The 26,478-nt window shown below is 44.1% G+C and carries 25 protein-coding genes; 12 read left to right on the top strand and 13 right to left on the bottom strand.

The annotated features are described in order from the left end of the window. Nucleotides 1-182: 182 nt before the first annotated feature. The 4 genes from ACM0P2_RS15035 to ACM0P2_RS15020 form a co-directional block, all read right to left on the bottom strand. A complete protein-coding gene (locus tag ACM0P2_RS15035) occupies nucleotides 183-656 on the bottom strand; it encodes a DUF4426 domain-containing protein (RefSeq protein WP_159117862.1) in 474 nt (157 codons plus the stop codon). A gap of 89 nt (nucleotides 657-745) precedes the next feature. Then, nucleotides 746-1,282 (bottom strand): YggT family protein, encoded by a 537-nt coding sequence (locus ACM0P2_RS15030; RefSeq protein WP_159117863.1) that lies wholly within the window; start codon nucleotides 1,280-1,282, stop codon nucleotides 746-748. 20 nt (nucleotides 1,283-1,302) lie between these two features. After that, complete coding sequence (gene proC, locus ACM0P2_RS15025; protein WP_173359135.1) at nucleotides 1,303-2,124, bottom strand: pyrroline-5-carboxylate reductase; 822 nt, start codon at nucleotides 2,122-2,124, stop codon at nucleotides 1,303-1,305. A gap of 50 nt (nucleotides 2,125-2,174) precedes the next feature. Next, nucleotides 2,175-2,861 (bottom strand): YggS family pyridoxal phosphate-dependent enzyme, encoded by a 687-nt coding sequence (locus tag ACM0P2_RS15020; protein ID WP_159117865.1) that lies wholly within the window; start codon nucleotides 2,859-2,861, stop codon nucleotides 2,175-2,177. Nucleotides 2,862-2,888: 27 nt separating this feature from the next. On the opposite strand from ACM0P2_RS15020, the gene ACM0P2_RS15015 reads away from it, so the two are divergent. From ACM0P2_RS15015 to ACM0P2_RS15005, 3 genes are all read left to right on the top strand, one after another. Beyond that, complete coding sequence (locus tag ACM0P2_RS15015; protein ID WP_159117866.1) at nucleotides 2,889-3,932, top strand: type IV pilus twitching motility protein PilT; 1,044 nt, start codon at nucleotides 2,889-2,891, stop codon at nucleotides 3,930-3,932. 8 nt (nucleotides 3,933-3,940) lie between these two features. Then, a complete protein-coding gene (locus ACM0P2_RS15010) occupies nucleotides 3,941-5,053 on the top strand; it encodes a PilT/PilU family type 4a pilus ATPase (RefSeq protein ID WP_120961799.1) in 1,113 nt (370 codons plus the stop codon). 125 nt (nucleotides 5,054-5,178) lie between these two features. Beyond that, complete coding sequence (locus tag ACM0P2_RS15005; RefSeq protein ID WP_159117868.1) at nucleotides 5,179-5,505, top strand: DUF2007 domain-containing protein; 327 nt, start codon at nucleotides 5,179-5,181, stop codon at nucleotides 5,503-5,505. Nucleotides 5,506-5,580: 75 nt separating this feature from the next. Here ACM0P2_RS15005 and ruvX read toward each other — a convergent pair whose 3' ends face one another. The 4 genes from ruvX to ACM0P2_RS14985 form a co-directional block, all read right to left on the bottom strand. Further along, nucleotides 5,581-6,012: a Holliday junction resolvase RuvX gene (gene ruvX, locus ACM0P2_RS15000; RefSeq protein ID WP_159117869.1), complete on the bottom strand. Its 432-nt coding sequence runs from the start codon at nucleotides 6,010-6,012 to the stop codon at nucleotides 5,581-5,583. Further along, on the bottom strand, nucleotides 6,005-6,571 hold the full coding sequence (locus ACM0P2_RS14995; RefSeq protein ID WP_173359134.1) for a YqgE/AlgH family protein: 567 nt from the start codon (nucleotides 6,569-6,571) through the stop codon (nucleotides 6,005-6,007). Before ACM0P2_RS14995 ends, ruvX begins: the two co-directional genes overlap by 8 nt. 112 nt (nucleotides 6,572-6,683) lie before the next feature. Continuing rightward, nucleotides 6,684-7,634 carry a glutathione synthase gene (gene gshB, locus ACM0P2_RS14990; protein WP_173359133.1) on the bottom strand — a complete coding sequence of 317 codons (951 nt, stop codon included), beginning with the start codon at nucleotides 7,632-7,634 and terminating at the stop codon, nucleotides 6,684-6,686. Between the two features lie 115 nt (nucleotides 7,635-7,749). Beyond that, entirely contained in the window at nucleotides 7,750-8,478 is a 729-nt protein-coding gene (locus ACM0P2_RS14985) for a 16S rRNA (uracil(1498)-N(3))-methyltransferase (protein ID WP_173359132.1), read from the bottom strand. 798 nt (nucleotides 8,479-9,276) lie between these two features. Between ACM0P2_RS14985 and ACM0P2_RS14980 the strand changes: the two genes are divergently transcribed. Beyond that, nucleotides 9,277-10,119, top strand: coding sequence for a mechanosensitive ion channel family protein (locus tag ACM0P2_RS14980; protein ID WP_159117873.1), 843 nt, complete (start codon nucleotides 9,277-9,279; stop codon nucleotides 10,117-10,119). A 127-nt stretch (nucleotides 10,120-10,246) separates the two neighbouring features. Here ACM0P2_RS14980 and ACM0P2_RS14975 read toward each other — a convergent pair whose 3' ends face one another. Continuing rightward, a complete protein-coding gene (locus tag ACM0P2_RS14975) occupies nucleotides 10,247-11,044 on the bottom strand; it encodes a M48 family metallopeptidase (RefSeq protein WP_159117874.1) in 798 nt (265 codons plus the stop codon). 389 nt (nucleotides 11,045-11,433) lie between these two features. Between ACM0P2_RS14975 and ACM0P2_RS14970 the strand changes: the two genes are divergently transcribed. The 4 genes from ACM0P2_RS14970 (at nucleotide 11,434) to prsR (ending at nucleotide 18,397) form a co-directional block, all read left to right on the top strand. Next, nucleotides 11,434-13,236: a choice-of-anchor I family protein gene (locus ACM0P2_RS14970; protein ID WP_159117875.1), complete on the top strand. Its 1,803-nt coding sequence runs from the start codon at nucleotides 11,434-11,436 to the stop codon at nucleotides 13,234-13,236. 530 nt (nucleotides 13,237-13,766) lie between these two features. Beyond that, on the top strand, nucleotides 13,767-14,891 hold the full coding sequence (locus ACM0P2_RS14965) for a beta-ketoacyl-ACP synthase III (RefSeq protein WP_173359131.1): 1,125 nt from the start codon (nucleotides 13,767-13,769) through the stop codon (nucleotides 14,889-14,891). 33 nt (nucleotides 14,892-14,924) lie between these two features. Continuing rightward, complete coding sequence (gene prsK / locus ACM0P2_RS14960) at nucleotides 14,925-16,955, top strand: XrtA/PEP-CTERM system histidine kinase PrsK (protein ID WP_173359130.1); 2,031 nt, start codon at nucleotides 14,925-14,927, stop codon at nucleotides 16,953-16,955. Between the two features lie 80 nt (nucleotides 16,956-17,035). Then, a complete protein-coding gene (gene prsR / locus ACM0P2_RS14955; RefSeq protein WP_159117878.1) occupies nucleotides 17,036-18,397 on the top strand; it encodes a PEP-CTERM-box response regulator transcription factor in 1,362 nt (453 codons plus the stop codon). Nucleotides 18,398-18,480: 83 nt separating this feature from the next. Here the strand turns inward: prsR and ACM0P2_RS14950 are convergent, their stop codons facing one another. The 4 genes from ACM0P2_RS14950 to ACM0P2_RS14935 form a co-directional block, all read right to left on the bottom strand. Next, nucleotides 18,481-18,798, bottom strand: a complete 318-nt coding sequence (locus tag ACM0P2_RS14950) for an ADP-ribosylglycohydrolase (RefSeq protein WP_159117879.1) — start codon at nucleotides 18,796-18,798, stop codon at nucleotides 18,481-18,483. Between the two features lie 21 nt (nucleotides 18,799-18,819). After that, complete coding sequence (locus ACM0P2_RS14945) at nucleotides 18,820-20,949, bottom strand: diguanylate cyclase domain-containing protein (protein WP_419226764.1); 2,130 nt, start codon at nucleotides 20,947-20,949, stop codon at nucleotides 18,820-18,822. Nucleotides 20,950-21,112: 163 nt separating this feature from the next. Continuing rightward, a complete protein-coding gene (locus tag ACM0P2_RS14940; RefSeq protein ID WP_419226763.1) occupies nucleotides 21,113-21,466 on the bottom strand; it encodes a replication protein RepA in 354 nt (117 codons plus the stop codon). Continuing rightward, nucleotides 21,426-22,121, bottom strand: coding sequence for an AAA family ATPase (locus tag ACM0P2_RS14935; RefSeq protein ID WP_105929571.1), 696 nt, complete (start codon nucleotides 22,119-22,121; stop codon nucleotides 21,426-21,428). Before ACM0P2_RS14935 ends, ACM0P2_RS14940 begins: the two co-directional genes overlap by 41 nt. A 236-nt stretch (nucleotides 22,122-22,357) precedes the next feature. Here ACM0P2_RS14935 and ACM0P2_RS14930 point away from each other — a divergent pair, with 236 nt between their 5' ends. The 4 genes from ACM0P2_RS14930 to ACM0P2_RS14915 all read left to right on the top strand — a co-directional run bounded on the left by ACM0P2_RS14930 (nucleotide 22,358) and on the right by ACM0P2_RS14915 (nucleotide 26,478). Beyond that, entirely contained in the window at nucleotides 22,358-23,098 is a 741-nt protein-coding gene (locus ACM0P2_RS14930; RefSeq protein WP_419226762.1) for a glutathione peroxidase, read from the top strand. A gap of 84 nt (nucleotides 23,099-23,182) precedes the next feature. After that, on the top strand, nucleotides 23,183-24,223 hold the full coding sequence (locus ACM0P2_RS14925) for an alpha/beta fold hydrolase (protein WP_173359126.1): 1,041 nt from the start codon (nucleotides 23,183-23,185) through the stop codon (nucleotides 24,221-24,223). Nucleotides 24,224-24,325: 102 nt separating this feature from the next. Beyond that, nucleotides 24,326-24,880: a hypothetical protein gene (locus ACM0P2_RS14920; RefSeq protein WP_419226761.1), complete on the top strand. Its 555-nt coding sequence runs from the start codon at nucleotides 24,326-24,328 to the stop codon at nucleotides 24,878-24,880. 215 nt (nucleotides 24,881-25,095) lie between these two features. Next, entirely contained in the window at nucleotides 25,096-26,478 is a 1,383-nt protein-coding gene (locus ACM0P2_RS14915; RefSeq protein WP_419226760.1) for a TolC family protein, read from the top strand.

The following is a 26,478-nucleotide window of genomic DNA, read 5'->3' as shown; positions in this document are numbered from 1 at the left end:
CTGCATGCAAATGGTAAAGTAGAGTCATCAAGTTTTTATGAAAATAAAAAAGCGAGATACCAGTTGAACGGAAATCTCGCTTTTTAGAGTTTAACTTTATCAACCCTGCTTTGGTGTACCGCATAAGCTAGCTGTTACACTTATGTATATGTATGCAATAAAGTGCTGAAATATGCCCTTATCTATTCATCAACATACATTTTTTGCTGGAATTTCAACGTTTGTTTACTCGCGCCTTTTTGCACATCAATCTCAAACCTAAAGGTTTCCTGATCGCGAAACGGTAAAACAGCTAAATAATAAATTGCGTCGCCATCTTCAACTTTTTTGAAGGTGAGCTTGCGAGCGTTACCTAAGAGGTTCTTTGCTGTACCTGTGACGTCTGCACGTTGCGCTTCGCCAGAAACTTTGTCGAGTACAGAAATGTTCACCAGCGCATTGAACTTACTTCTTACGATGCCATAGCTAGCAGCAACTTCAGGCGTTAAAAATGGGGTGCCGACCACCATGTAATGTACATCCCATTCACCCAGCGTTTGCTTTTGTTCGGCAAAAGCAGAGATGCTTAGGCAAGCCATAGCTATTGCAAGAAATGCCAAATAGCCTTTTTTAATACGGTTTGATTTATTCATGATAGACCTTATCGTTGCCTTCATTTTTACCTGTGTTTTTCCGCTCACGATGCAATAAACGTCATTACTTGGACCGCAGATACCTTATTGATATGTCGATATGTAGACATTCATTACATAGGAAAAGTATCTTGGATCAGTAGCTGTAAAAACTGTAATGCAATGATGGCGATAAGCACTGATAAGTCCAAGCCGCCTAATGGAGGAATCACCTTGCGGATAGGCGCTAAAAACGGTTCAGTAAGCTGATATAAAACGTAGTCAACAGGAGACTGACCTTGTGATACCCAGCTTAAAATAGCCCGTAACAGCAACACCCAAAACATCAGTGATAAGGTTTCTTTTACCACGCCAATCACTGACAGTATTGCAATGCCAACAGGGTTGAGGCTACCGCCAAACATCAAGCCAAGCGTGATGAGCTTTAGGGCGCATACTGCTACTGCCAACACAAAGGTAGCGGTGTCGAATCTGCCGATTGACGGGATAACACGGCGCAACGGCCCCACAATAGGGTGGGTTGCTTTTACTACAAATTGACTCATTGGGTTATAAAAATCTGCTTGAACCACTTGTAGCCAAAGGCGCAGAATAACCACCATCAAATAAAGGCTAAATAAGGTATCAACCAAAAATACCGTTGCATTCATGTTGTGCTTTTCCTAAAACGTTATAGCTGTTTTGCCATTTCTTCTGCACGTGAAACTGCTGCGCGCATCGATTTGCTGACAATGTCTTTTAAACCTTCATTAATGAAAGTATTTACGGCTTCTGCTGTCGTGCCGCCTTTAGATGTAACTTGGGCACGAAGCTCGCTTAATTCAAGATTGGGGTTGTTACAAACCATTTCGGCTGCGCCTAACATGGCCTGCTGAACCATTAAGCGAGACTGGGCTTTATCGAAGCCCATGTTCATAGCTTCTTCCTGCATATTTTGCAGGAACAAGAAGAAATAAGCAGGGCTGCTGCCTGCTGCAGCGATAACACCGTTAATCCCCTCTTCTTTATCTACCCATACGGTTTCGCCCACGCTGTTCATCACATCGTCAACGTATTGTCTGTCAGATTCTGAAACCGTGTCGTCGGCATACATGCCAGACATCCCTTTACCCAATAAGCTTGGGGTGTTAGGCATAATACGAACAACAGGGTATTCACCACCTAGCATTTCTTGCAGCCGAGCGACGGGAAGACCGGCAGCAATACTCATAAACAACTTGCCAGATAGGTCATTGTTCTTTTGTAACTCGGTGCACATATCGCCCATTATTTGTGGTTTTACCGCAAGCACGATGGCATCAGCGAATTGGCAAGCTTCATCGTTAGACTGTGTGGTATGAATACCAAACTCGGCTTTCAGGCCGTCTAACTTGGGTGTGGAAGGGTTTGCCGCCAAGATATTTTCTTTGGCATAACCTGATTTGATAAGACCACTGATGATGCTGCGGCTCATGTTACCCGCGCCAATAAATGCTAATTTTTTCTGTTGCATGTAAATCCTATTAATTAGTTTCGTTTAAGTCTGTGTAGTGAGGTGTCGACCTAATTTCGTTTACCGAAAATAGCGGTACCTACGCGCACCATCGTCGACCCGTGCTGGATCGCTTCTGCCATATCACTACTCATTCCTACGGATAGGGTATCAAAATTGCTCAGTGATGTATGGTAGTGGTCGAATAATTCTTTAAGTTTGGCGAGCGACTTATGCTGCTGCTCTTCACTTGGGTTGGCTTTGGGAATGGCCATTAACCCTCGCAACGTTAAGCGTTCCTGCGATTCAATGAACTCGATAAGAGAAGGTAATTCGCCAAGAGATATACCGGACTTACTCTCTTCGTCATCAATATTCACCTGAATACATACATTCAGCGGCGGCAATGAGTCTGGTCGTTGCTCGTTCAAGCGGCGAGCAATTTTTTCTCTGTCTACGGACTGAACCCAATCGAAATGCTCAGCGACGATTTTAGTTTTGTTTGATTGGATTGGGCCAATCATATGCCATTCCAGATCATCGAGATAAGAAAGTTCCTGAACCTTTTCAACACCTTCCTGTACGTAATTTTCACCGAACATTCGTTGTCCCGCTTCATACGCTTCCATGATATCTGATACGGGTTTTGTTTTGCTAACCGCTAGCAATTTAACGGAATTTGGTGGACGATGTGCACTGGTAGCGGCTTGGTCTATTCCTTTTAGTGCGGAATTTAGTCTTTCTGCTATTGTTTGCATTATTCACCTTGTTTTGGAGAAGTGGTTGTGGATATTACCGAACTTTTGGCTTTCAGTGTTAAGAATAACGCCTCAGATTTACACTTATCAGCGGGCCTACCACCAATTATTCGTGTAGATGGCGAAATGCGTAAACTGAACGTGCCTGCTCTCGATCACAAGCAAGTACACAGTCTCATTTATGAGATTATGAATGACATGCAGCGCAAAGAATACGAAGAAAATCTAGAAACAGATTTTTCTTTCGAAGTAAATGGCCTGTCGCGCTTTCGTGTAAATGCATTCGTTCAAAATCGAGGCGCTGCCGCGGTACTGCGTACCATTCCTAGCAAGGTATTAACGCTTGAAGATTTAGGCGCGCCTGAAATTTTCAAAGAGATAATAAACCAACCTACGGGGATTGTACTTGTAACAGGGGCAACGGGGTCAGGTAAAAGTACCACGCTTGCAGCAATGGTCGATCATATCAACACCCACAAGCGTGAGCATATTCTCACTATTGAAGATCCAATCGAATTCGTTCACGAAAACAAACTTTGCCTGGTAAACCAGCGAGAGGTGCACCGCGACACCCACTCGTTTAACAATGCGTTGCGTTCAGCACTTCGTGAAGACCCTGACGTGATTTTGGTGGGCGAGCTACGTGACCTTGAAACCATACGACTAGCTATATCAGCTGCGGAAACCGGTCACTTGGTGTTTGGAACGCTTCACACTAACTCTGCGCCAAAGACTATCGACCGTATTATCGATGTATTCCCAGCCGAAGAAAAGGCCATGGTGCGCTCCATGCTCTCAGAGTCGCTACGCGCGGTAATATCTCAAACCCTGCTGAAGAAAGTTGGAGGGGGTCGAATAGCAGCACACGAGATCATGGTAGGTATTCCAGCTATTCGTAATCTTATTCGCGAAGATAAGGTGCCGCAAATGTACTCTGTCATTCAAACTGGTCAGGCACATGGTATGCAAACGATGGATCAGTGCTTACAGCGTTTAGTGGCCATGGGGGTGATTACTAAACAAGATGCGGCGGCTAAGTCGGTGGATAAACAGTCGATGAACAACTTCTAGAGGCCGATATGTTAGATTCACTTTTACAAAAAATGGTCGACTCCAATGCGTCGGACTTGTTCATTACCGCGGGGTTTCCCGTTAGCGCCAAGATAAACGGTAAGCTTACGCCGGTCACTGAAACGGCGACTTCTGAGGACGCCTCATTAGCGCTTGTTCATGAAGCCATGACCGAGAAGCAGCAAAATGAATTCCATACATCGAAGGAATGTAACTTTGCGATAGTGCGAGAAGGAATTGGCCGCTTTCGTTGCTCTGCGTTTTGGCAGCGAGACCAAGCAGGCATGGTCATACGTCGAATTGTTACTCAGATACCAAAAGCAGATGATTTAGGTCTGCCGCGAGTATTGAAAGAAATCATTATGTCTAAGCGCGGTCTTGTTCTATTCGTGGGTGGAACCGGAACGGGTAAATCTACTTCACTTGCTGCGCTTATTGGTCATAGAAATGAAAACTCTCATGGTCATATATTAACTATCGAAGACCCTATTGAATTTGTGCATGAGCACAAAAATTGCGTTATCACTCAGCGTGAAGTAGGTATCGATACGCAATCTTTTGACGATGCGCTTAAAAGCTCGCTGCGTCAGGCGCCAGATGTCATTCTCATTGGTGAGATTCGTTCTATGGAAACCATGGAATATGCCATGTCGTTTGCCGATACGGGGCATTTGTGTGTGGCAACATTGCACGCTAACAATGCAAACCAAGCGATAGAGCGTATCATGCATTTAGCGCCTAAAGATCAGCACGACAAGCTGCGCTTCGATTTAAGCCTAAATATTCGGGCTATTGTTGCCCAACAGCTTGTTCCTACTCCGGATGGTAAAGGCCGAGTAGCTGCAATTGAAATACTGTTAAATTCACCATTAGTTCGCGATCTTATTCAGCGAAATGAAATTGGCGCGCTAAAAGAGGCGATGAAGAAGGGCAAAGAGCAAGGTATGCAGAGCTTCGATATGGCCCTTTATGATCTTTATAAAGCGGGCAAGATCGATATGGATCAAGCGCTGCATCATGCTGACTCGCCTAATGACTTACGCTTGATGATTAAACTTGATACTAGCGATGGATCTAGTTTGGGCACGCTATCTAATGTGTCGATTGATATGGATGATTAGAACGCGTTCAGTTAGATTGAGGCAAAATATACGTCGTAATTTTATGGCCTGTACTCGTCAATAAACGGTATTTTCTAAAAAAGCAGCCTTCAGTGGCTGCTTTTGTATTTGAATGAGGATTGCTTTTGAAAAAACTTTTCACTTCACACGATGCCTTTGAAATGCAAGCCGTTCGCAGTGAATTAGACGCTCTATCTATCCCTTATATGGTAAAAAACGAGTTTGCTAGCGGCGCCATTGGTGAGCTGCCTTGGCAAGACTCACAACAAGAAGTATGGCTTGTTGATGACAGTTGGTATGACAGGGCTTCTAAAGTGGTGGAAGCGTTAATAAACAACGCAAATAAAGCAACGGGGGCCAGAGAAGACTGGCTTTGCACGCAATGTGGAGAGGAAAACGGTAGTGCATTCGAGTTATGTTGGCAGTGTAATGAAGGACACCGCCCTGAATAACGTTAGCACAATAATTTATTGCGCTTAGGGTAACGCGATTTTGCTGGAGCGCATAAAGCGTATTGCTTAATTGGCTTATCCATATTGGCTTTCACTCCAACTGGCAAAAATAACACAAGCAGACACGCTATCTACTTTATCTTTAGTTAGCTTCTTATAACCGCCTAACTCAAACAACATGGATCTGGCATCAGTAGTAGTAAGGCGCTCATCACACGTTTCCACTGCCACACGAAAACGCCCGTGCAGACGGTTGGCAAACTTGCGTGCTCGCTGGGTCATTTCTTGCTCGGTACCATCCATATTAAGCGGTAATCCCACCACGATAACGTGAGGGCCCCATTCTTCGTACAGCTTTTCAATCACCGCCCAGTCTGGAATGCCGTCTTTCGCTTTTAATGCCGCTAGCGGCGAAGCGGTACCGGTAATCTCTTGTCCCACCGCCACGCCAATACTTTTAGTACCAAAATCAAACGCAAGTACCGTGCGATTACCTAACTCAGGCATGTCCGGCTCCTGGTGCAAGCTGCCACACGTCAACACCCAATTTATTTACCGTCGCCTGCCACTTTTTGTGTATGGGCGTGTTAAACAAGATATCTTCATCGGCTTCAATGGTTAGCCACGCGTTCTCTTGCATTTCTTTTTCAAGCTGCCCCGCAGTCCAACCTGCATAGCCTAATGCAATAAGCACGTCTTTCGGCCCTTCATCATTGGCAATTGCAGTAAGTATATCTTTAGATGTGGTGACCATAATGCCCGGTGCAAGCTTGAGACTCGACGCCCATGCTTTTTGAGTAGAATGGAGCACAAACCCGCGCTCTTGACTCACAGGCCCACCAGCGAGAACGATATCCTCAGCTTTTTCATCAGATACATTAAGTTCTTTATCAGTTTGTTCTAGAAGTTGCTTCACGTTCATCGTAGAAGGCTGATTTACTACGATGCCCATTGCACCTTCTGCGTTATGTTCACAAACATAAATGAGTGATCGGGAAAAGTACGGATCGTCCAGGCTCGGCATCGCGACTAAAAAGTGGTTCTGTAAGCTTTTCAATTCCGTCATAGTTTTTCTTTCACTTCTATCGGACTGCGAACTATCAGCATGCAGGCCTTTTTTACTTATTGTTTAAAATGTCGTCGGTATAGGGCCCAAGCGCGTTGAGACTTATATCTCTTTACTTCGTCAGGCGCTTTTCTATCGCATCAAACAGCGCGCCAATTATATTGATGTCGTAAGCTGCTTCTATTTCTCGTACGCACGTTGGGCTAGTAATGTTTATTTCGGTAATTTTATTCCCAATTACATCAAGACCCACAAAAAGAATATTATTTTCTTTCAGCGTGGGCGCTATAGCCTCAGCTAGCGCTCTGTCAGACTCTGAAATCGGCTGCGGGCGACCAGTACCGCCGGCAGCTAAATTACCGCGGGTTTCGCCCTTAGTTGGCAGGCGTGCTAAGCAGTAGGGCATCACTTCGCCATCAACAATGAGTACACGTTTATCGCCATCTTTTATTTCTGGCAAATACTCTTGGACCATCATGTATCGGGTGCCCAACTTAGTTAACGTTTCAATGACAACGCCCAAGTTATTGCCGTCGGGTTTAATTCTGAAGATAGAGGCACCGCCCATACCGTCCAATGGCTTACAAATAATATCCTTGTGTTTAGCGTGAAACTCGCGGATCAAGGTTTGATTGTTTGAAACCAATGTATGAGGAATATGCTCTGGAAAGTAAGACGTCAATAGCTTTTCGTTGTAATCACGCAGCGCCTGCGGATTGTTAACCACTATCGCGCCTTCGTCTTGAGCGAGCGAAAGTATTTGAGTGGCATAGAGGAATTCACTGTCAAACGGAGGGTCTTTGCGCATTAGCAATACATCGATATCTCCTAAGTGAACAGTAAATTCATCCTCAACAGTATAAAATTCTGTTGCTTGATCTTTTACTGATACGGTTTTACCAAGCCCCATAGGCTTACCGTTATCTAAGTACAAGTCTTTTAGCTCGAAATAGACAACTTTTGCACCGCGGCGCTGGGCTTCAAGCATCATTGCGAAGCTTGTGTCTTTATGTGGCTTAATGCTCGCAATGGGGTCCATGATTACGCCAACGGTATATTGCATAGTGTCTCACCTTGAATATTTATAAAATCCCATCACAGACGGGCCAGCTACTTTTTGTTTTATATTGGGGCACAGTTTAACTTCTTCAAGCTAATCATTTCACAAGCAAAGGGCGTTAAAAGTCGCCATGCAGCGCTTGAAGTATACTTAGGCTGGTTATTGCCGCGGTTTCCGTTCGCAAAATTCGAGGTCCCAGACTTACTGACTGGTAACCACTCTCATTCGCTTGATGTATTTCTGTTTCGGCCAAGCCACCTTCAGGACCAATTAATAAACGAAAACCCTGCGTGTTATAAGGTTGTCTGGCTAAACTTTGTTCCGCTCCTGGAGCAAGTACAAGCCTTGTTGTACTTGTTGATGATGACAGCCACTGGCTCAGACTAACAGGTGCATTAAGTGTTGGAATAACGTTGCGACCGCTTTGTTCGCACGCGCCGATAATGATCCTTTGCCATTGCTGGATTTTTTTCTCCCAGCGCGATTCATCAAGCTTTACGGTGCAGCGCTCGGTGATGATAGGTGTAATTTCAGACACTCCAAGTTCCACACCCTTTTGCAAAACGGTGTCCATTCTATCGCCTTTAGATACACCTTGACCTAGGTGAATGTGAAGTGGCGACTCTTTTGCCAGAGAAAGGCAAGCATCAGCTTCTACCGTAACTTTTTTCCTTTGAACACTGATGACTTGTGCGCTGTATTCATTACCATCACCATTAAATAGCACTATAGGGCGATTGGGCTTAATACGTAAAACCGTGGCGATGTGATGTCCTGCATCTTCGGTTAACTCAAATTCTTGTTCTAACGGGATGGGGTTGGGGTAATAGACTCTAGGTATACGCATAGTAAATCAGGTGTATGGTTTTACCGCGTATAATACGTGTATGGAGATACAGGTTGCAATGCTGTTGAAGACTTCGTGTGCACTTTAAGGTTAAATTCGCCTTAATAGTAAATGACACGAACAACAGCATGCGCCCTTTAAATATTTGCTGATTCGGTTTTACCTTTACGCCGCAGTGGGCGAAGAGTCGTTAGAAGACGATTTCAACACAGAGGTTGTTCGCTTCGATTGATGTGACGGGCGGTACTCCGCTCTTGCGTACTTAGTATGTTTTCCTTTATCAGTGCGAAGTGAATATAAAAACAAACACAATACAACTGAAAATAAGGTAATGAGAAGCAACATGCGTTAATCCTTTAAGTGACATAGTTTGCTAAAGCTCGTTCATTTCAGGTTGGCCAGCCAATTATTAGGTGTGCAGCGCGTCCAACTTTCATGAGACTTTAGTCTAAAACTTTGCGGCTAAAAAATCATCAAAAAAATTGTCTTAAAACTCGGTAACTTCCAATTTTATGGAAAATAGCAAAGCGTATTTAAGCTTCTAATGAGATCATGCTTTTAATGAGTTACAGGGGTGTGACAATTATTCAAAAAGATACTCAAACTTTAGTCTATGTGATGGGTGAAAATGACTTTTCAGACCGCTACTTTAGGATAAGGGGCGCACTATCAACAGCCTATGTAGATTAGACTTTAGAGCAAATTTATGCTGTTTGAGCCTATTATGTATTGGTGTTAATACGAATAGCTGCTAACGTATTTGCGTTAATCACAACTAACCATGACAAGGACCATATTATGGAAGAGAAACTCTCGCTTTTTTCAGCAAGCGATGTTGAAAGATATATAAACGAATACGCCATTCCTTGGGGTATCAATATATTAATGGCGATTGCAATTTATGTAATCGGTAAAATCGTAGTTGGACTCATCCTTTCTGTTTTTAGACGCCTAATGGCTAAATCTAAATACGATGACATGTTAGTAGACTTCCTAGAAGCCATACTTAGCGCAATTTTGATGCTGTTTGTTATTGTAGCGTCACTCGACCAACTAGGTGTAGACACTACGTCTCTTGTCGCAATACTGGGTGCTGCCGGTCTAGCAATTGGCCTATCACTGCAAGATTCACTGAAGAATTTCGCGGCTGGTGTAATGCTTCTAGTATTTAAGCCATTTAAAGCAGGCGATTTTGTTGAAGCTGCTGGTACGGCGGGTTCTATTAAGAAGATTGGTATCTTCACAACCACAATGAATACACCAGACAATAAAGAGATTATTGTACCAAATGGTAATATTTATGGCGGTAACATCACCAACTATTCTGCAAAAGATACTCGTCGCGTAGACATGGTTGTAGGTATTGGTTACGACGCCGACTTGTTGAAAGCTAAGCAGGTATTGCAAGAAATGATTGCTGCTGATGAGCGTATTTTGGCAGAGCCCGCACCGACTGTTGCAGTTTCTGAACTAGCAGATAGCAGCGTTAACTTTGTAGTACGCCCTTGGGTAAAAGCTGCAGATTTCTGGTCGGTTAAGTTCGATTTTACTGAGCAAGTCAAACTTCGCTTCGACAAAGAAGGTATTTCTATTCCATTCCCACAAATGGATGTTCATCTTCACAAGCAAGACGGCGAATAGTCACTAGCTTTGAAAACAAAAAACGCTGCAATATTGCAGCGTTTTTTTTGCTTTAAGGAAAGGAAATACTGATACCTTTTACTGTAATCTTGTAGTAGCAAAAAACGTCGATTTGGGAGCCAACCTATTATCTACAGTTAGGACGATAGGCAGTGGCTTGATAGTCTGCATAGGCGTCGGGCATATTAGCTTGCAAGTTATCAATTCTGGTTTGCGGAGCAGGGTGAGTTGATAACAGTTCCATTGGACGGTTACCCCCACTTGCCGCATCCATGTTTTGCCATAAGTTAACTGACTGTCTAGGGTCAAATCCAGACTTCGCCATGAGCTGAAGACCTATAACATCGGCTTCAGATTCGTGAGTTCTGCTGAAGGGAAGCTGAACACCCACCTGAACACCTAACCCTATGGCAGCCATAATCGGCCCTGATTGAGGCACTTCGTTCGCTGCTAACACCTGACCAACCGCTTGACTTCCCATATTTATCAATGTTGATTGAGACATCCGTTCGTTACCGTGCTCTGCAATAACATGCCCCACTTCATGACCGATAACAGCGGCAAGTTGATGCTGGTTTTCTGCAACGTTAAGAAGCCCTGTATAAACGCCAATCTTTCCGCCTGGCAGGGCAAACGCATTTACCTGTTCATCGTCAAACACCACCACTTCCCACTGACCATTGAAAACGCTAGCAGGTACTTGGGCAGTAATCGCGTTTGCTACACATTCTACGTAAGAATTCTGAACAGACTTATTCGAAATCTTCAGCTCCTCTTTCATTCCTGTGAAAGCTTGGTCACCCATTTGAGCTAACTGACTCTCAGAAAAGAGCAATACTTGATTTCTGCCTGTTGGTGAGGTTGCACAAGCAGTTAGCGTAAGCGTCGCTGCAATCAATGCTGACGCTGTGAATTTCAATTTCATGACTAATCCTTTTAAAAACCTAAGAGCGTCGGAACCACTCACTTCAACAACGAGCTATTCCAATTTCATTAAGTTTATACATAATATTGTGAATATTAGTATCAGATAGTGCCTTCAAATAAAACTAGGCGTTTGCTTTATCTATGATTTTCGGTGGGTTAAACCCGTGTGGTTCTTATCTTTGTTATAGAAAAGTGACTGCCCTTTGCCTATTTAATATTTGTGTCATAAACTGATTCTAATTTATACATAGAAGTTACATAAATTTTCTGGTGTACTAAGTCAAGAAGTCCCCGTTTCTCTTTTTACTTTCTTCAGCGAAAGTGAAAACTTCGAGATTTCTAGGGCCTGACAACGTACGACAAAAATACAAATAAAAAGGAAATAAGATGGCAGTGCGTAATAAATTTAAATATGGATTACTTGCATTTTTAGTGTCTGCTGCGCTTTCTGGATGCGGCCTCGATGGCGATGACGGTGCGCAAGGTGAAACAGGTGCACAGGGTCCACAAGGCGAGCAAGGCGAAGCTGGAGCAGATGGAAGCGATGGTACCGATGCGTCAATTGGCATTGCTATGGACGTCGTTGGTCGCGCCTTCCTAGGTAACCAAACAGCCGCTGAAATTGTTCAGTTTCATGCTGGAACCAGCACAATTTACGCAACAAATGGAGAGACCAACACTATCGCGGTTATTGATGCCTCTAGCGTGAATACCGCTACCATGGCTGATCCAATTAACACGACTACGCTAACGCCAACTACTATCGCACTGCCTGCTGATATTAACGGCGTAACGCTGGGTAGCGTAACAAGCATTGCAATAAGCGGTGACCTTATGGCCGTTGCAGTGCCAGCTAATGTGAAAACAGACAATGGTTATGTACTGTTTTATAACGGCTTGGATAGCTCATCGCCTGCTTTTTTGGATTCGGTAGTAGTAGGTGCGTTGCCTGATATGGTTACCTTTACGCCTGATGGTGGCAAAGTGTTGGTAGCAAACGAAGGTGAGCCTTCTGATGACTACACTATCGACCCTGAAGGTTCGATCACGGTTATCAATATTCTAGCGAGTGGTGAGCCTGAAGAAACAGGGACTACTGTTGGATTTAGCGCACTTAACGGCACCGAAGCTGACTTGATGGCACAGGGTATGATGTTCCCTAACCCAGCAGGGCGCACAATTAATGGCACTGCAATCACGTCATCTGTTGCTAAAGATTTAGAGCCGGAATATATCACAGCCACTAACGATGTTGCTTATGTAAGCCTGCAAGAAAACAACGGCTTGGCTATTTTAGATTTAGAAGAGTTAACTGTTGATGTTGTTGGTTTAGGGACTAAGTCGTGGGCTGGCTTGAATATTGACATACAAGAAGATGGAGCAGTGAGCTTTGGTCAGTATACAGGGCTGTATGGCGTATACCAGCCTGATACTATCGCTAACTTTACGTGGAAAGATGCGACGTTTATTGTAACAGCGAATGAAGGCGATGCTCGCGAATACTTCTTTGAAGCTGCCGACGAGGCCGCATGTACAGCTGCTGGCGGTGTTGATTTTGATGAGAACGACGGCTGCCTAGCGTATACTGACGAAGTAAAAGTAGAAGATCTGACTGCTGCTGCTAACTCTGAATTAGCTATGCTACAAGCAACCGGTGAAGCCGATGATTTACGTGTAACATCAGCCATGGGCGATGCAGATGGTGACGGTGAATACGATGCAGCGTATGCATATGGCGCCCGTTCATTTACTATTTGGGATCAAAACGGTTTGGTGGTTTACGACTCAGGTGACGATTTTGAGCGTATTACTGCTTCAGTCCACGGCGCACAGTTTAACAACGGTGATGATGAAAACGCGGGTGACTCACGCTCTGAAAATAAAGGCCCTGAGCCAGAAGCCTTAACGGTTGGGCAAGTGGGCGATCGCACGTATGCCTTTATTGGCACAGAGCGCATGGGTGGTATTTTCGTTTACGACGTAACTAACCCATATGATGTTCAGTTTGCTGAATACATTATCAATCGTGACCTTACTGAAGGGTTAACTGCCGATGATGTTATTGGTGACCTTGCGCCTGAGAGCCTAGTATTTGTTAGTGCAGAAGACAGCCCAAGTGGTGTTCCTCTTCTAGTAGTAGGTAGCGAAGTAAGCGGCACGGTAACAGTGTGGCAAATTAACCAGCTTTAATTATTTACCAAACGCAATATGAAAACCCGCTTTTAAAAGCGGGTTTTTTATTGGCTATGAGGTGAATATCAGAGCTGTTGTCAAAAGTAAAAAGTACAAGGTTCTAAAGTTAAACATGAGTAGACCAAGGTTTTCACTAAACGAGGATAACTTGGTCAGATATTTTTTGAGCATTTCAATTCACTAGCCCCTTTCAATCTACATGTCTGGTTTAGCTCAAACGCTTCGCAGGCAAATGCGATTTATTTTCTAATTAGATTATTTGGGTTAGAGCCGTTAATTACCGGCGCAACACGATGGGACGCATTCACTATAGTTACACCGAAAGCGGATTAAGGTAAGCTATAGGACATCAAATGCCCCCCGGCACCTAATAATAGGGTATCGGAGGAGCTAAATTGCATACGTATTATCGCGTACAGGACACGTCGCCTATTGTGCGAAGGGCATGTCGCCTATCGTGTAAAAGGCATGTCGCAACGCTGTGCATAGTGCGTTTGTGGTGTTAATTAAAAAAATAGAGAATGATTATGTCTCATCAAGTTGTGATCAGTGGTGTAGGTGTATGGCACCCTAAAGACAGTATTACAAACGAAGAACTGGTTAATAGCTATAATGCCTATGTTGATGCTTTCAATGAAGAAAATAAGACACAAATAGAGACGGGCGAAGTTAGCGCAATGCCTTATTCAAGTGCAGAGTTCATCGAAAAAGCTTCAGGTATAAAAAGCCGCTACATCTATCAGAAAGAGGGCGCGCTAGATATCACTCGGATGAAACCGAAAATTGAACCCCGCAGCGATGACGAGCTTTCTCATCAAGCTGAAATAGCCGTTGAAGCGGCAAAGCTAGCACTAGCATCAGCTAAACTAGATAGTAAAGATATTGACGCCGTGATCGTCTCATGTGCCTATACGCAACGTGCATATCCAGCAATAGCCATAGAAGTGCAAGAAGCACTAAATATTGAAGGTTTCGGTTTCGATATGTTGGTGGCGTGCTCGGCCGCAACCTTTGGTATGCACCGCGCTTATGAAATGCTCTGCGCAAAAAATGCGACGCGAGTATTGGTAATTAATCCCGAGTTGGTGTCTCCACAAATCAACTACGCAGATCGCGACAGCCATTTTATTTTTGGTGATGTGGCAACCGCTACTGTACTAGAGATGGCTGAAACCGCTCAGAGTGAACATGTTTATGACGTGCTTAGCACTAAGGCCCTGACAAAGTTCTCAAACAACATCCGATCAAACTTTGGCTATATGACCCGTGCAGAAGATGTTGACCCTTACGGACCTGATAAGTTATTCCATCAGGCTGGGAGAAAAGTGTTCAAAGAAGTTTGCCCTTTGGCTGCGGCACATATTGAAGAGCACTTGGCTACTCACGACATAAAGCCTGAAGGCGTAAAACGCTGGTGGCTGCATCAGGCAAATATTAATATGAACACCCTGATTTGTAAGCGACTGCTAGGGCGTGATGCCGACCGTACCGAGGCGCCAATTGTGCTGGATGAATTTGCCAACACTGCTTCGGCTGGCTCTGTGATCGCCTTTGGCCTCAACCATGAGGATCTTGTTGCCGGCGATGTTGGCGTACTTTGCTCATTTGGAGCGGGTTACTCAATAGGCTCTCTGGTTATCCGTAAAAGGTAGTGCTTTACAAAATAAAAAGGGTGAGATGAAGGGATGATTTCAGATGTAGGCTATGTGTTAAACAGTCTGGCGCATTTAGCCCTTTTATTGTTGTTATTGACCGTACGCAAACCAGGTGTGGCCAAGAATCTATTAGTCTTGGCTACGGCTGCTACGTTTTTATGGTCGACAAGTTTAGTCACTGCACTGTTTGGCCCGGTTTCATTAAGTTGGTTGCTCAGCGCTGATGTCCTTAAGCAGCTTGCGTGGCTGTTATTTTTAGCTGGCTGCCTTCAAACAAGTTTCAACAACATTTTCGATGTTTTAAAGCGGCCCGTCACACTTATCATTCTAGCGCCTGCGCTAGTTGCATTGTTTGCGCCCTATTTATTGGCGGTCAATCCAGCGTGGAGCTTTCTTGTTCTTATCGTATTGTCTTTAGAAGTATTGGTTTTACTGGAAGTTGTCTACAGACAAGCAGGCCGAGAGCAATGGGCCTTCAAGCCGCTTATCATTTATCTAGGTGCCACAAATTTATTTGAATTTGTCACTTACGCGAACGCGACCATGGTTAACCAAGTGGAGGTTGGCTATATAGCTGCTCGCGGTTTCATCTACTTCCTGTTGATGCCCCTGCTTGTTATTTCTATACGCCGAATTCATCATTGGGGCATAGATATATTTATCTCTCGCGATGTCGTTCTGCATAGCTCGCTGCTTTTAGTGGCAGGTGGCTACCTATTCATAATGGCCGTAGTCGGGTACGCGATAAACTATTTGGGGGGAAACTGGGGCGCTACTGTTCAAATAATTTTGGTTGTGATGTCTTTCGCTTTGCTCGCCACGGTATTTTTATCCAATGGTTTTCGAACGAAGATAAAAGTATTTATTACGAAGCACTTTTTTGCAAACCAGTTCGATTATCGCGTCGAGTGGGTAAAGTTAACGAAATGGCTGACGAAAGCCGGAGAATCGAGTTCGGATGTGTACTATGCGGGTTTAACCGGCATGCTTAACGCAATCCAGTACGATTCTGGTTTGTTATTTAAAGTCACGCAAAATGGGTATGAATGTATTGCTTCGGCGTCTCCTATATCGGACGGTAAAGAATATAGGTGTAAGACCCTTGATGCGCTCGTGCTATATAGTGATGAAAATGGTTGGATAATCGACACCGATGCTTACCTAGTTAAACCCTTTGATTACGAGGGGCTAAAGTTAGATAGAGATGCACTAAAGCAGTGGGGCTACCAGCTCTTTGTTCCCTTATTGAAAGAGGGTGGGTTATGGGGCTTTGCTGTACTTGCGCCGGGAGATAAGGAAAAAATCAGCCTTAACTGGGAAGTAAAAGATTACCTTACCGCTGTATCCGAGCAAGTGGGTACGTACATGCAACATCACGAAGCTGCCCAAGTTGTGGCTGAAAATGCACAGTTCGCTGCGTTCAATCGAATGTCAGCATTTGTACTGCATGATTTAAAAAATGTTTTAGCGCAGGTCGACTTGATACTGGCCAATGCGCAGCAGCATAAGCACAATCCTGAGTTTATTGATGACACCTTTGAGACTTTAGAGCACACCAAAGCAAGAATGGAAAAAATGCTAAAACAACTTACCGATAAAAAAGCGGTAGAAGAGGGCGTAAATTCCGAGTTTCTCCTTTCAGATATTGCAAAAGATGTGGTCGAAAAGCGCTGTTCAGCGTTACGTCCGCTACCTGCCGTGCATCTTGTTCGAGAAACTCCCGTGCTGGTAGATAGAGAAAAAGTCGCAAACGTACTTTACCATCTTATAAGTAATGCACAGCAAGCTACCGCAGATGATGGTGAAGTAGATGTGGTTATTACCAGTAATTCAGATAATAATACACAGCTTGTAATGATAGAAGATACCGGTACTGGTATGGATAAAGCGTTTATTGATGAACGCTTATTTAAGCCTTTTGATACGACCAAAGGGAATGCAGGTATGGGCATTGGCGCTTACGATGCTAAAACCTACATTGAGTCAATTGGCGGGAAGCTTACTGTTCAAAGCGAACCAGGTCGTGGCAGCTGTTTTACACTGTATTTTCCGATAGGATAGGGTGTACGCTAAATAAGCGGTGAAAAACCGCACAAATCCAAGCACGATGAATGGATGAAGTATAATAATAGGATGATAAAATGACTGATACCATTTTGGTAGTAGACGATGATTTAGGTATACAAAAGCAGCTAAAATGGAGTCTTACGGATTACAATGTTGTTTTTGCTGACGATCATACTTCAGCCATTGCTCAACTGCGTCGATTTGAGCCAAAAGTTGTTACTCTTGATTTAGGACTGCCTCCCGACCCTGCGAATGCCTCAGAGGGCCTTCGCATTCTTCATGATATCATCTCTCTTGCGCCGCGAACCAAAGTCATTGTTGTTACAGGAAACAATGACAAGCAAAATGCGTTGAAGGCCATAGATTTCGGAGCCTACGATTTTTATCAAAAGCCAATAGACTCTGACACCATTAAGTTGCTTGTCCACCGCGCACTCAATCTTTCTAAGCTAGAACATGAAAACAGTATATTAGCCCGCGCTCGTTCGGGTATGTCGCGTATTGTAGGTAATAGCGAGGCGATTCAAAAAGTAGTGCGCCGTGCAGAAAAAATTGCCAATACAGATATAAGTACCTTGTTATTGGGTGAAAGTGGTACAGGTAAAGAAGTTTTTGCTCGAAGTATTCATGAGCACAGCCCGAGAAGAGATAAGCCCTTCGTAGCGATTAACTGCGCCTCTATTCCAGAAAATTTGCTAGAAAGTGAACTATTCGGATATGAAAAGGGGGCGTTTACCGGCGCAAATAAAACAACGGTGGGCAAAATAGAGACCGCTCAAGGTGGTACGCTATTCTTGGATGAGATTGGCGACATGCCTATTGGACTCCAGGCTAAAATGCTTCGTTTTTTGCAAGAGCGTGTAATAGAGCGCGTTGGCGGTCGAAATGAGATTCCAGTAGACATTCGGGTCATTTGTGCAACACACCGTGATTTGCAAAGTATGGTTGCGCAAGAAACCTTCAGAGAAGATTTATACTATCGTGTGGGTGAGATGCCTATTATGATCCCGCCGCTGCGCGACCGTGATCAAGATATTATTTTGCTTGCCCGAACTTTCCTCAATATTTACCGCGAAGAGTTTAAAGCGAAAGCCAAAAGCTTTTCTGAGTCAGCGGTTAACGCCATGCTCGCCCATAAATGGCCGGGCAACATTCGCGAAATGCAGAACAAATTGAAGTCGGCGGTGATCATGGCAGAGGGCACGGTTATACAGCCTGACGATCTAGGATTAATACCTGTTGATGCCCAAGATGAGCCAGAAACGCTGAATTTGCGAGAGGTGCGAGAAATTGCAGAAAGCCGCGCAATACGCCGGGCGTATCAAAAAGCTGAAAAGAATATGTCGAGAACGGCCGAGCTTCTTGGCGTAACTAGACCCACGCTTTATTCACTTATTGACAAATATCACATGGAAGATATCAAAAGCAGCGATTAATTTATCGCATAATATGGTGGTAAGTGCTTTTGCTTATCACCATACAATAATAGATAGCGAGTGGTAAGCACCACAACATTCCGCTAAAGAATGAATTGGCAGTGTGTCTCTGCTAACACATCATGGCCGCTGTAATGGACTTCTATCGCAATACCATGTGAGCTATCCTCTACATAGACGATGCTGCCACAAAGGTTGCATACGTGATGCGTTTCTCCATTTGACTCATGAAGCGTAGCCAACGTTGAGGGTGCGCAGTCAATAACTAGCTGCTCTTTGGTTACGTTTACACGAAAAGCGCAGGCATCAGCCTGTGACAATGTCTCATTATCAGCTTCGAGTTCACCAATATGGTCAACTTCATACTGAATAGCTTGGCAACTACAACTTCCTCTATACATACCGCTATTCCTCTACTGCTTTTAATCGAGGTTATCTGGCCATTTAATACTTGCAACGTTATTGAATGATGTCGCAATTCTTGAACCAGTAAAGTTAAATTTATGATCTATTGGCGTGCGCTTATTTTCATTGTTATTAAGTGTTTCAATAACGCCTACCCAGCCGTTTCTTCCTGAGAGCTTTGCAGCGTAGAGCGCATAATCAACGACAGCAAACGTACGCTCCCATGCCATGTCAAAATTGTCTTTTCTGTCTGGCGGCAGTAACGAGAAACCTATACTACAGGTTATATTTATCGGCTTTTCTAGCCCAATATCAAAAGGGGTACTTGCGACCATCTCGCGACAACGTTCAGCAAGCTCTGGAAGTTCCTCGCGATTAGACTGGCGACAAACGACTAAAAATTCTTCGCCTCCCCATCGAATTATTAAATCGGTAAGCCTAAAAACGTGTTTTAAAACTTGTGCAAACGATGCCAACACTTTATCACCGGCAATATGGCCATAATCGTCGTTAATTCGTTTGAAATGGTCAATATCAATCAGTAGACACAGTAAATCTTGCTTTGACTTATTCGTATCAGTGCTTTGATTAGATGAAAACTGGCTTCGCCTTATTTCTCCGGGAAGCTGAGACTCAAGGTAGTGTCTGTTATATAAACTCGTCAAAGGATCTCGTAAGCTGACTTCTTCAAGGGTTCTATAGGCGGCCTGTAATTCTTCGTTCTTCTCTTGAAGTGTTAATGTTTGCTGACGAACCTCACGGCGCAAAATGATGGTTTGCTGGCGCTGTTTGTATCTGCTCCATATCAGAAAAGTGAACAGTAACGCTGCTAATGAGATGCTCCAAACTAGTGTTGTTTGTAGTTTTTCTTGCTCTGCTTGGGCAAGAGCAAGCTCTTTTGATTCCTCTAATTTTTCAAGGGTGTGAGATTGTCGAATCACTTCAATTTCAGCTTGAAGGCCCTCAATAGCAGATTTGTTTTCAGTGTCCAGTAATGCTTCGCGTAACTGCTGAATTACCGATTGAATGTCCAACGCTTTTTTAAACTCTCCCAAGGATACGAACGCATTCAGTTGTAAAGATAAAAAGCTTATTTGATCCCGTAGATCACGATGTTTTCTAGCCTCAATAGTTCCAGTGCGCGCCTCTGCTAGCGCCAGCTCGAAACTCTGCTCCTTCATATAGGCGCGAGCGAGGGCAAGCCGCCCTTCCTGCAAAAGTTTTAATTGTCCGGATGATTGAGCAAATGCCATGGCCTCTTGCAGCAATTTACGGCCCTTGCTCGTGTCACCCTGTTCAACAAAAGCCCTACCCAACAACATTTTGGCTTCGGCGATAGCGCCCACGTCTTTAGTCACATCTAAGTGCTTAAGCCCACTTTCAATGCTTTGGATTGCCTGTGAAGGTGAACTTGTTTTAAGTAAAAGTGCACCGAGGCGAGTTTTGATGATACCAAGCAGACGGCTGTCATTCGCTTTTTCTATACTTTCTAATGCATCACGGTAATAGGTATGAGCCAGTGAAGTCTGATTAAGTGTGCTGTATAAGTCGCCAATATGCAGCAAGGAAAGACTCATCTCGCTGGGCATATTGTTGTCTCGAAAATATCCTAGTGCTTGTTTGAGTGGCTCTAGTGCAATCTCAATTTTGCCCTGCTGCTGCTGAATAGTTCCGAGTTCTAAGTTTAGCCTAGCTTTTAAGGTATCATCTCGCTCTATTTGAGCAATTGACATAGCACGGTGCACGTAGGTAAGAGACGAATCGTAGTTGGAAAGGTGCCGTTCTGACGTCGCAAGGTGAAGCAGTGTCAGTGCCATGTTGCTAAGTGCACCTTTCGCTGTGTAGCGTTCTAATGCGGCACTAAATACTACTTTAGACACTTCAAAACGAGACGCATTAAGGAAAAGTAGACCAAGACTCAAGAATTCGTCGGCAGGTATTTTCTGTTGCTGGTAGGCTTGCTCTAATAACAGCAGCGCTTTGCTGTCGGCATCAGCATATCGTTCGGCATCAAGAAGCCTTTCAATGTTTGCGATTTCAGCGCCTACAATGTTCTCTGCAACAGCCATTTTGATATAGGCAAGTTGCAGAGTAATAAGAAGGGCACACCCCAGCACACGCAAAGTGCTACGTCTCCTTGAGCCCATTCGCTCTTGTCTCCTATATACTAACGTTATTCGCGGTATCTACATGTTTATTACGCTAATGAAGCATCCGTTCATTGAGTTCTAACATGAAAGCAGCACCTTGCTTCATTGTGACGGATTTAACGAATAAAGTCTGTATTTAGGTTTATACTTTTGTCTATTTTTAACTATGCGCGTTTATCCATTCCCGAATTAATGCAGATTTGGCTTTACCTGTTTTTTCTGAAATCTCTGCAAGCTTATCGATACATTGCGGTGTTAGCGTGAAAGTAGCATGGCGCATACCTTCTTTCACTGGCTGACTACTCCTCTTGTTTATCGATACAACTCGGTCAGTGATTACAGCACAAGATTTTACAGCCGCTTCTGTAGATAATCGCTGATTTACGGCACTAATATTATGTCGCGCATTCACTTTCCCCTGAGCGTAGTGTGTTGCGTCATCAATGAAATCTTCAACAGTACGAAGGTTGGGCTTAGCTAAAGGCTTCGACTTTTTGAGGTTGAGCAAACTCATAAGCATCCTCCATTTTGCCAGCAAGTAGCTCTTCAAATAACGCTCTAATTTCTGTAGCGGCTTTGCCTTCCGGTTCGCTTTCAATTACAGATTGACCTGATTCCTCGGAATCGTCATACATATTGCGGCTAAACGTTACTGAATTTAGCACCGGAATGCCGAACGAGCGACAGACTTCTTTTGCTTCTAAGATACGGCTGGCAAGACTAGGCAGAGAAGGGCACTGTGTAATAACGAACGCTGCGTTCATCTTGGGGTTTACCATCTTACAAGTAGATAAAATATCTTCCATATGGGGAACTGTCTTCAAATCCCGTCTTTTTGGACGCAACGGAATCAAAATGTGGTCAGCGACCGCCATTGATGAGCGCAACGCTAGGTTGTCTTGTCCACCACAGTCGATAACGACGTAGTCGTAATACTGACGCAGGCTTAATAATTCGTTGCGTATTTTTCCGTATAACTGAACGCAATTTATTTCAGCGAGGCGGGGGTTAGCCTTACGCTCCTGGATCCAGTCCGAGGTCGTTCGCTGTGGATCGCAGTCTACCATTAGCACCTTTGCACCCTTTTCGGTGCGAAGGTATACGGCTATATTTTGTGCTAAGCAGCTTTTGCCACTACCGCCTTTTTCTCCACCAACTAAAATAATCATGGTGCTAACCCTCGAATGTCGCTTTACATTGAAATTTGCAAATGAGTCCGACCATAAATAATCTTACGGCCTTACCTGTCTGTGCTAGAAAGGATAGGCAGTGCAGGCGTTAAATTCAGCATCAAAATCGATATTAACGAATGTAAGGCAATACCTATTGATTTGTGTGCGATCTCGCTCTAGGCTTCTAAGCTTAGTGATGTGTTTATTTTCGAAATTACCGATAAGAGGTTGTTATGTCAGAAAGTCGCTTTACGTCAAAAGAGGGGCAAAAAGTCCCAAGTGTGTCATTTCAATGCCGAGAGGGCGAAGCTTGGGTAACCAAAACCACCGATGAGTTATTTTCTGGCAAAACAGTCGTTGTGTTTTCGCTTCCTGGCGCATTCACGCCCACCTGCTCATCCACGCACTTGCCTCGTTACAATGCGTTAGCAAAAAAATTCGCAAAGCACGGCGTTGATGACATCATTTGTATGTCGGTGAACGATACCTTCGTAATGAATGCTTGGGCCGCGGACCAGGAAGCAGATAACATCACCGTAATTCCAGATGGGAATGGAGAATTTACAGACGGTATGGGCATGTTAGTTGATAAGGCAGATCTAGGTTTTGGTAAACGAAGCTGGCGCTACTCAATGTTGGTAAAAGATGGCGTGGTGGACAAAATGTTCATCGAGCCTGATGTGGCTGGCGACCCCTTTGAAGTGTCTGACGCGGATACCATGCTTGGCTATATTGCACCTGAGGAACAAACTAATACGCCGGTCTCTATCATTACGAAACCAGGGTGTCCTTTCTGTGCAAAAGCTAAAGCGCTGCTCGATGACAAAGGTTTTGAGTACGAAGAGATTGTTCTTGGTAAAGGCGCCACACTCACAAGTCTAACAGCAATTAGTGGTCGAGAAACCGTGCCGCAAGTCTTTATTGGCGGAAAGCATATTGGTGGTTCAGACGACCTAGAGGCTTATTTCAGCTAATACAATTTTTGTTTGAATCGTCACAAAAGCGGGAGCATGTTAATATGCTCCCGTTTTTTTATTAGTCATCCATAGCGGAGAAGAATGGTGTCGTTGAAGTCTTTTGTAAAAACGCTGACGTGTTGTGTTGTATTAATGGCTGCAAATAACGCTGCGGCTGAAAACAATGAAATAAAAGAGCACAAGGCGCAGTTTAAAGCGTTTTACGAGAAAGAATGGGGGCAAACCCAGCCTTGCAAAGAAACTAGCCTTAACCGCTACTCTGTTTGCAGCAACGTATTGCGTAATGAGGGTAATGCGCCTTTTATACTCACTAACAAAGAAAGCGATAATGTCGCTGTGTTAATTCACGGCCTTAGTGATTCGCCTTTTTTCATGCGCGAAATTGCCAATATCCTTTTCGAGCAGGGGTTTACGGTTGTCGTACCGCTACTTCCTGGGCATGGTAAACGGGATGCCGATGACGATATGTCTGATTGGGATTTAGCAGAGCGCTGGCAACAACACATTGATGATGTTATCAACTTGGCGAATAGCATGGGAAACACATTGCTTGTGGGTGGTTTTTCCACGGGGGGCGCGCTAGCGGTAGAGCACTACTTGGATGATGCTGAAAACATCGATGGCATTATGCTCTTTTCTGGCGCGCTTGCGCTTTCTGATAACGCCGAAGGCATGTCTCGAATTTGGGGGATTAAACTTCTAGCTCGAATGATTGACGGTAGCTATGAGACTCACGGCCCAAATCCTTATAAATATCCTAATGTCGCTGGCTTTGCTGGTTTGGAGTTGATGGATTTAATTAACACTATTCGCGAGAAAGTGAGCGAAGGGCAGTTAATCGAAGTGCCGCTGTTCGCTGCGCATTCACAAGCTGACGTTACGACGCCTATACGCGGCATTGAGCAATTGATGGACGCCAGTAAAGGTCCAAATACCTTCTTCGTTATTGATGAGTCGTATTCACTTTGTCACGCCGATTTAGTAGTTAGTCCACGTTTACTTAGCCAAATGAATTTCAACGCGAATATGGTAAATCAACAAGAAGAATGTGCCGTACCCAAAACAAATCCGTTGTTTTCTACTATGGAATTGATGTTGCGTGATTATCTGTCGCAGTTTTAATAATTTAGCGTTAGCAGCAATTAGCCTCTGGCTTTACTGCCATTGGCTAACGAGCTATGATTTAATAAGTATTAAAAAAAGCAAAACGTTTAGATTAAAATCGTGAGTAAACTAGAGCAGTGTTTCACACCAAAATGGTATAAGGCAACGAGCGCGCGTTCGTTAGTGCTTATGCTGTTCTTGATGGCGTCCCTTGTGTCGTCAGGTAATGCTGTATCTTATGAACATGCTCACTTAACATCTAATACAGAAGTGGTAAAGACTTCAACTCACGATGCGAATAGTCATAAGCATGGAAAAGCTTCGCATGGCGCTCATCATGCTGCTTTTTCAGATAACGTTACTACATCCCCCAAGCCTTCAAGCACCCACTGCCAGCAGCAAAGCATGCCATCGCAAAATGTAGGCTCCATTAATGATACTGAAGTGACACCTCGAGCAATTGTTGACCTAGAACCTGACGTGGCGTGCTGTAAAGATGATTGCCAATGTCCTTCTGGTCATTGCTTTAACACTGGTGCTTCCGCGCTTTTACAACCCGTAATACAAACCCATATAGCGGTGGCCACTATGGCAGCGATTACCCCTATATTGGGGCAATATTCAACCCTTCATTTTGGGCAATTTCGCCCGCCCAAATCTCTTTTCACAGCATAGATCTATCTAGCGAGCTTGTGTCGCAGGCTAAATGGCGAACTGCGCTCGCATGTAAACAAGGTTTTATTTCCCGAAGCATAGCTTCGAAATAATGTTCGAGTTAGTTCTATTTATCTATGTGGTACGTGGCTACTTCTCTCGTCAACACTCCCGTTGGCAGGTGGAATAAAAGCAATTTATTTAATACGTACTGCCTCTAAAAAGTGATGTCATAGATGTGTTATTTTACGGTTTTTCCAAAAGTGAACGAGTGCGTAAAGGTATATCGAAAACCTCGCGCTTTGTTTACCGTTTTACCTTTGCTGTTGCTGTATTTTTCATTTCCTTTGAAGGGGTACGGACAGGCCCTAAGCCTTGAACATGCAGTTCAATTAGCAATTCAACATGACCCACAATTAAAAGGGAACGCGCATCGAGAGCAAGGATTCAAAGCCCAGTCTGATGCAGCGACATACTGGGAAAACCCTCAGATTTCGGCGTCGCTTCAAAATCTACCAACTGATGGTTTTGCCGTTAACCAAGAGCCTATGACTCAATTCAAAGTGGGTCTGAAACAGCAACTGCCACGAGGCGACGAAAATTATTATACCCAACAGAAATACAAGGTCATGGGTGAGGGAGTGTTGATTGAAAATCAAGTAAGAGAGGCCTGGCTTAAAAAAGAAGTCACTCTTACTTGGTTAAACTGGTTTTATGCCACACGTCGCATTGTGCTGTTAGACAAAGAAAAGGCATTGCTTACCCAACTACTTGATTTTACAAACTCCAGCTACAGCCAAGGTGTGGGTTCAACTTCACAACAAGATATACTAAAAGTCCGCCTCGCGCTGCTATCGTTAGAAGATAAGTATGTGCAGGCTTATCAGCAGAACAATGAAGCAAAAGCTGCACTTTCAAAATGGTATGGTGCGCCGCTAGAAGCATCATTAAGCGTAACATCATCGATAGACTTTGCTGCCATTGTGCAGAACTACAAGGGCGATGTCTCTGCGTTTTTAAATGATATAGATACCGCCGAGCCTTTCACGGTACTGCAGCATCACCCTGAAGCCATTTTGTTTCAATTGCAATCCAAGATTGAAGCGCAAAATCTCAATATTGCTCGCGAGCAAACTAAATCAAAGTGGGCCTTTGAAGCAAGCTACGGGTATCGGCAGGATGATGAAAATGGCATGAGCCGTGCTGACTTTGTTTCTTTTGGCGTTCAGGTAGACCTGCCATTTTTTAATCAATCCCGCCAAGATGCTTCTATTTCGGCAGCGGCTTCCAGAATGAGTGCGTCTGAAACGGACTTTCGATTAAAAGTGAATGACCTTGGTTCAAAAGCCGACGTCCTTATAACACGACTGTCTGGACTCAGTGAGCGAAAAGCGCTTTATGAAGCCGTGCTTATTGACGAAACAAAACAACTCTCCGAGGCTGAACTTACGGCTTACACCAATGACACGGCAGATATCACCGACGTGGTGAACGCAAACCTCATGTTAGTAAAAGTGCAGGACGACTTATTAAAAATTGATGTAGAGCGCGCCAAAACGCTTGCGGAACTTGCCTATTTATATCTGCCATCCCACATTAACCTATCGAGCACAGAGTAG

The organism is Alteromonas sp. OM2203 (genome assembly GCF_048517045.1).
GTDB classification, from domain to species: domain Bacteria; phylum Pseudomonadota; class Gammaproteobacteria; order Enterobacterales; family Alteromonadaceae; genus Alteromonas; species Alteromonas gracilis.
Note: the sequence above shows the minus strand (reverse complement) of the source record. Positions and strands in the feature narration are given on the sequence as shown.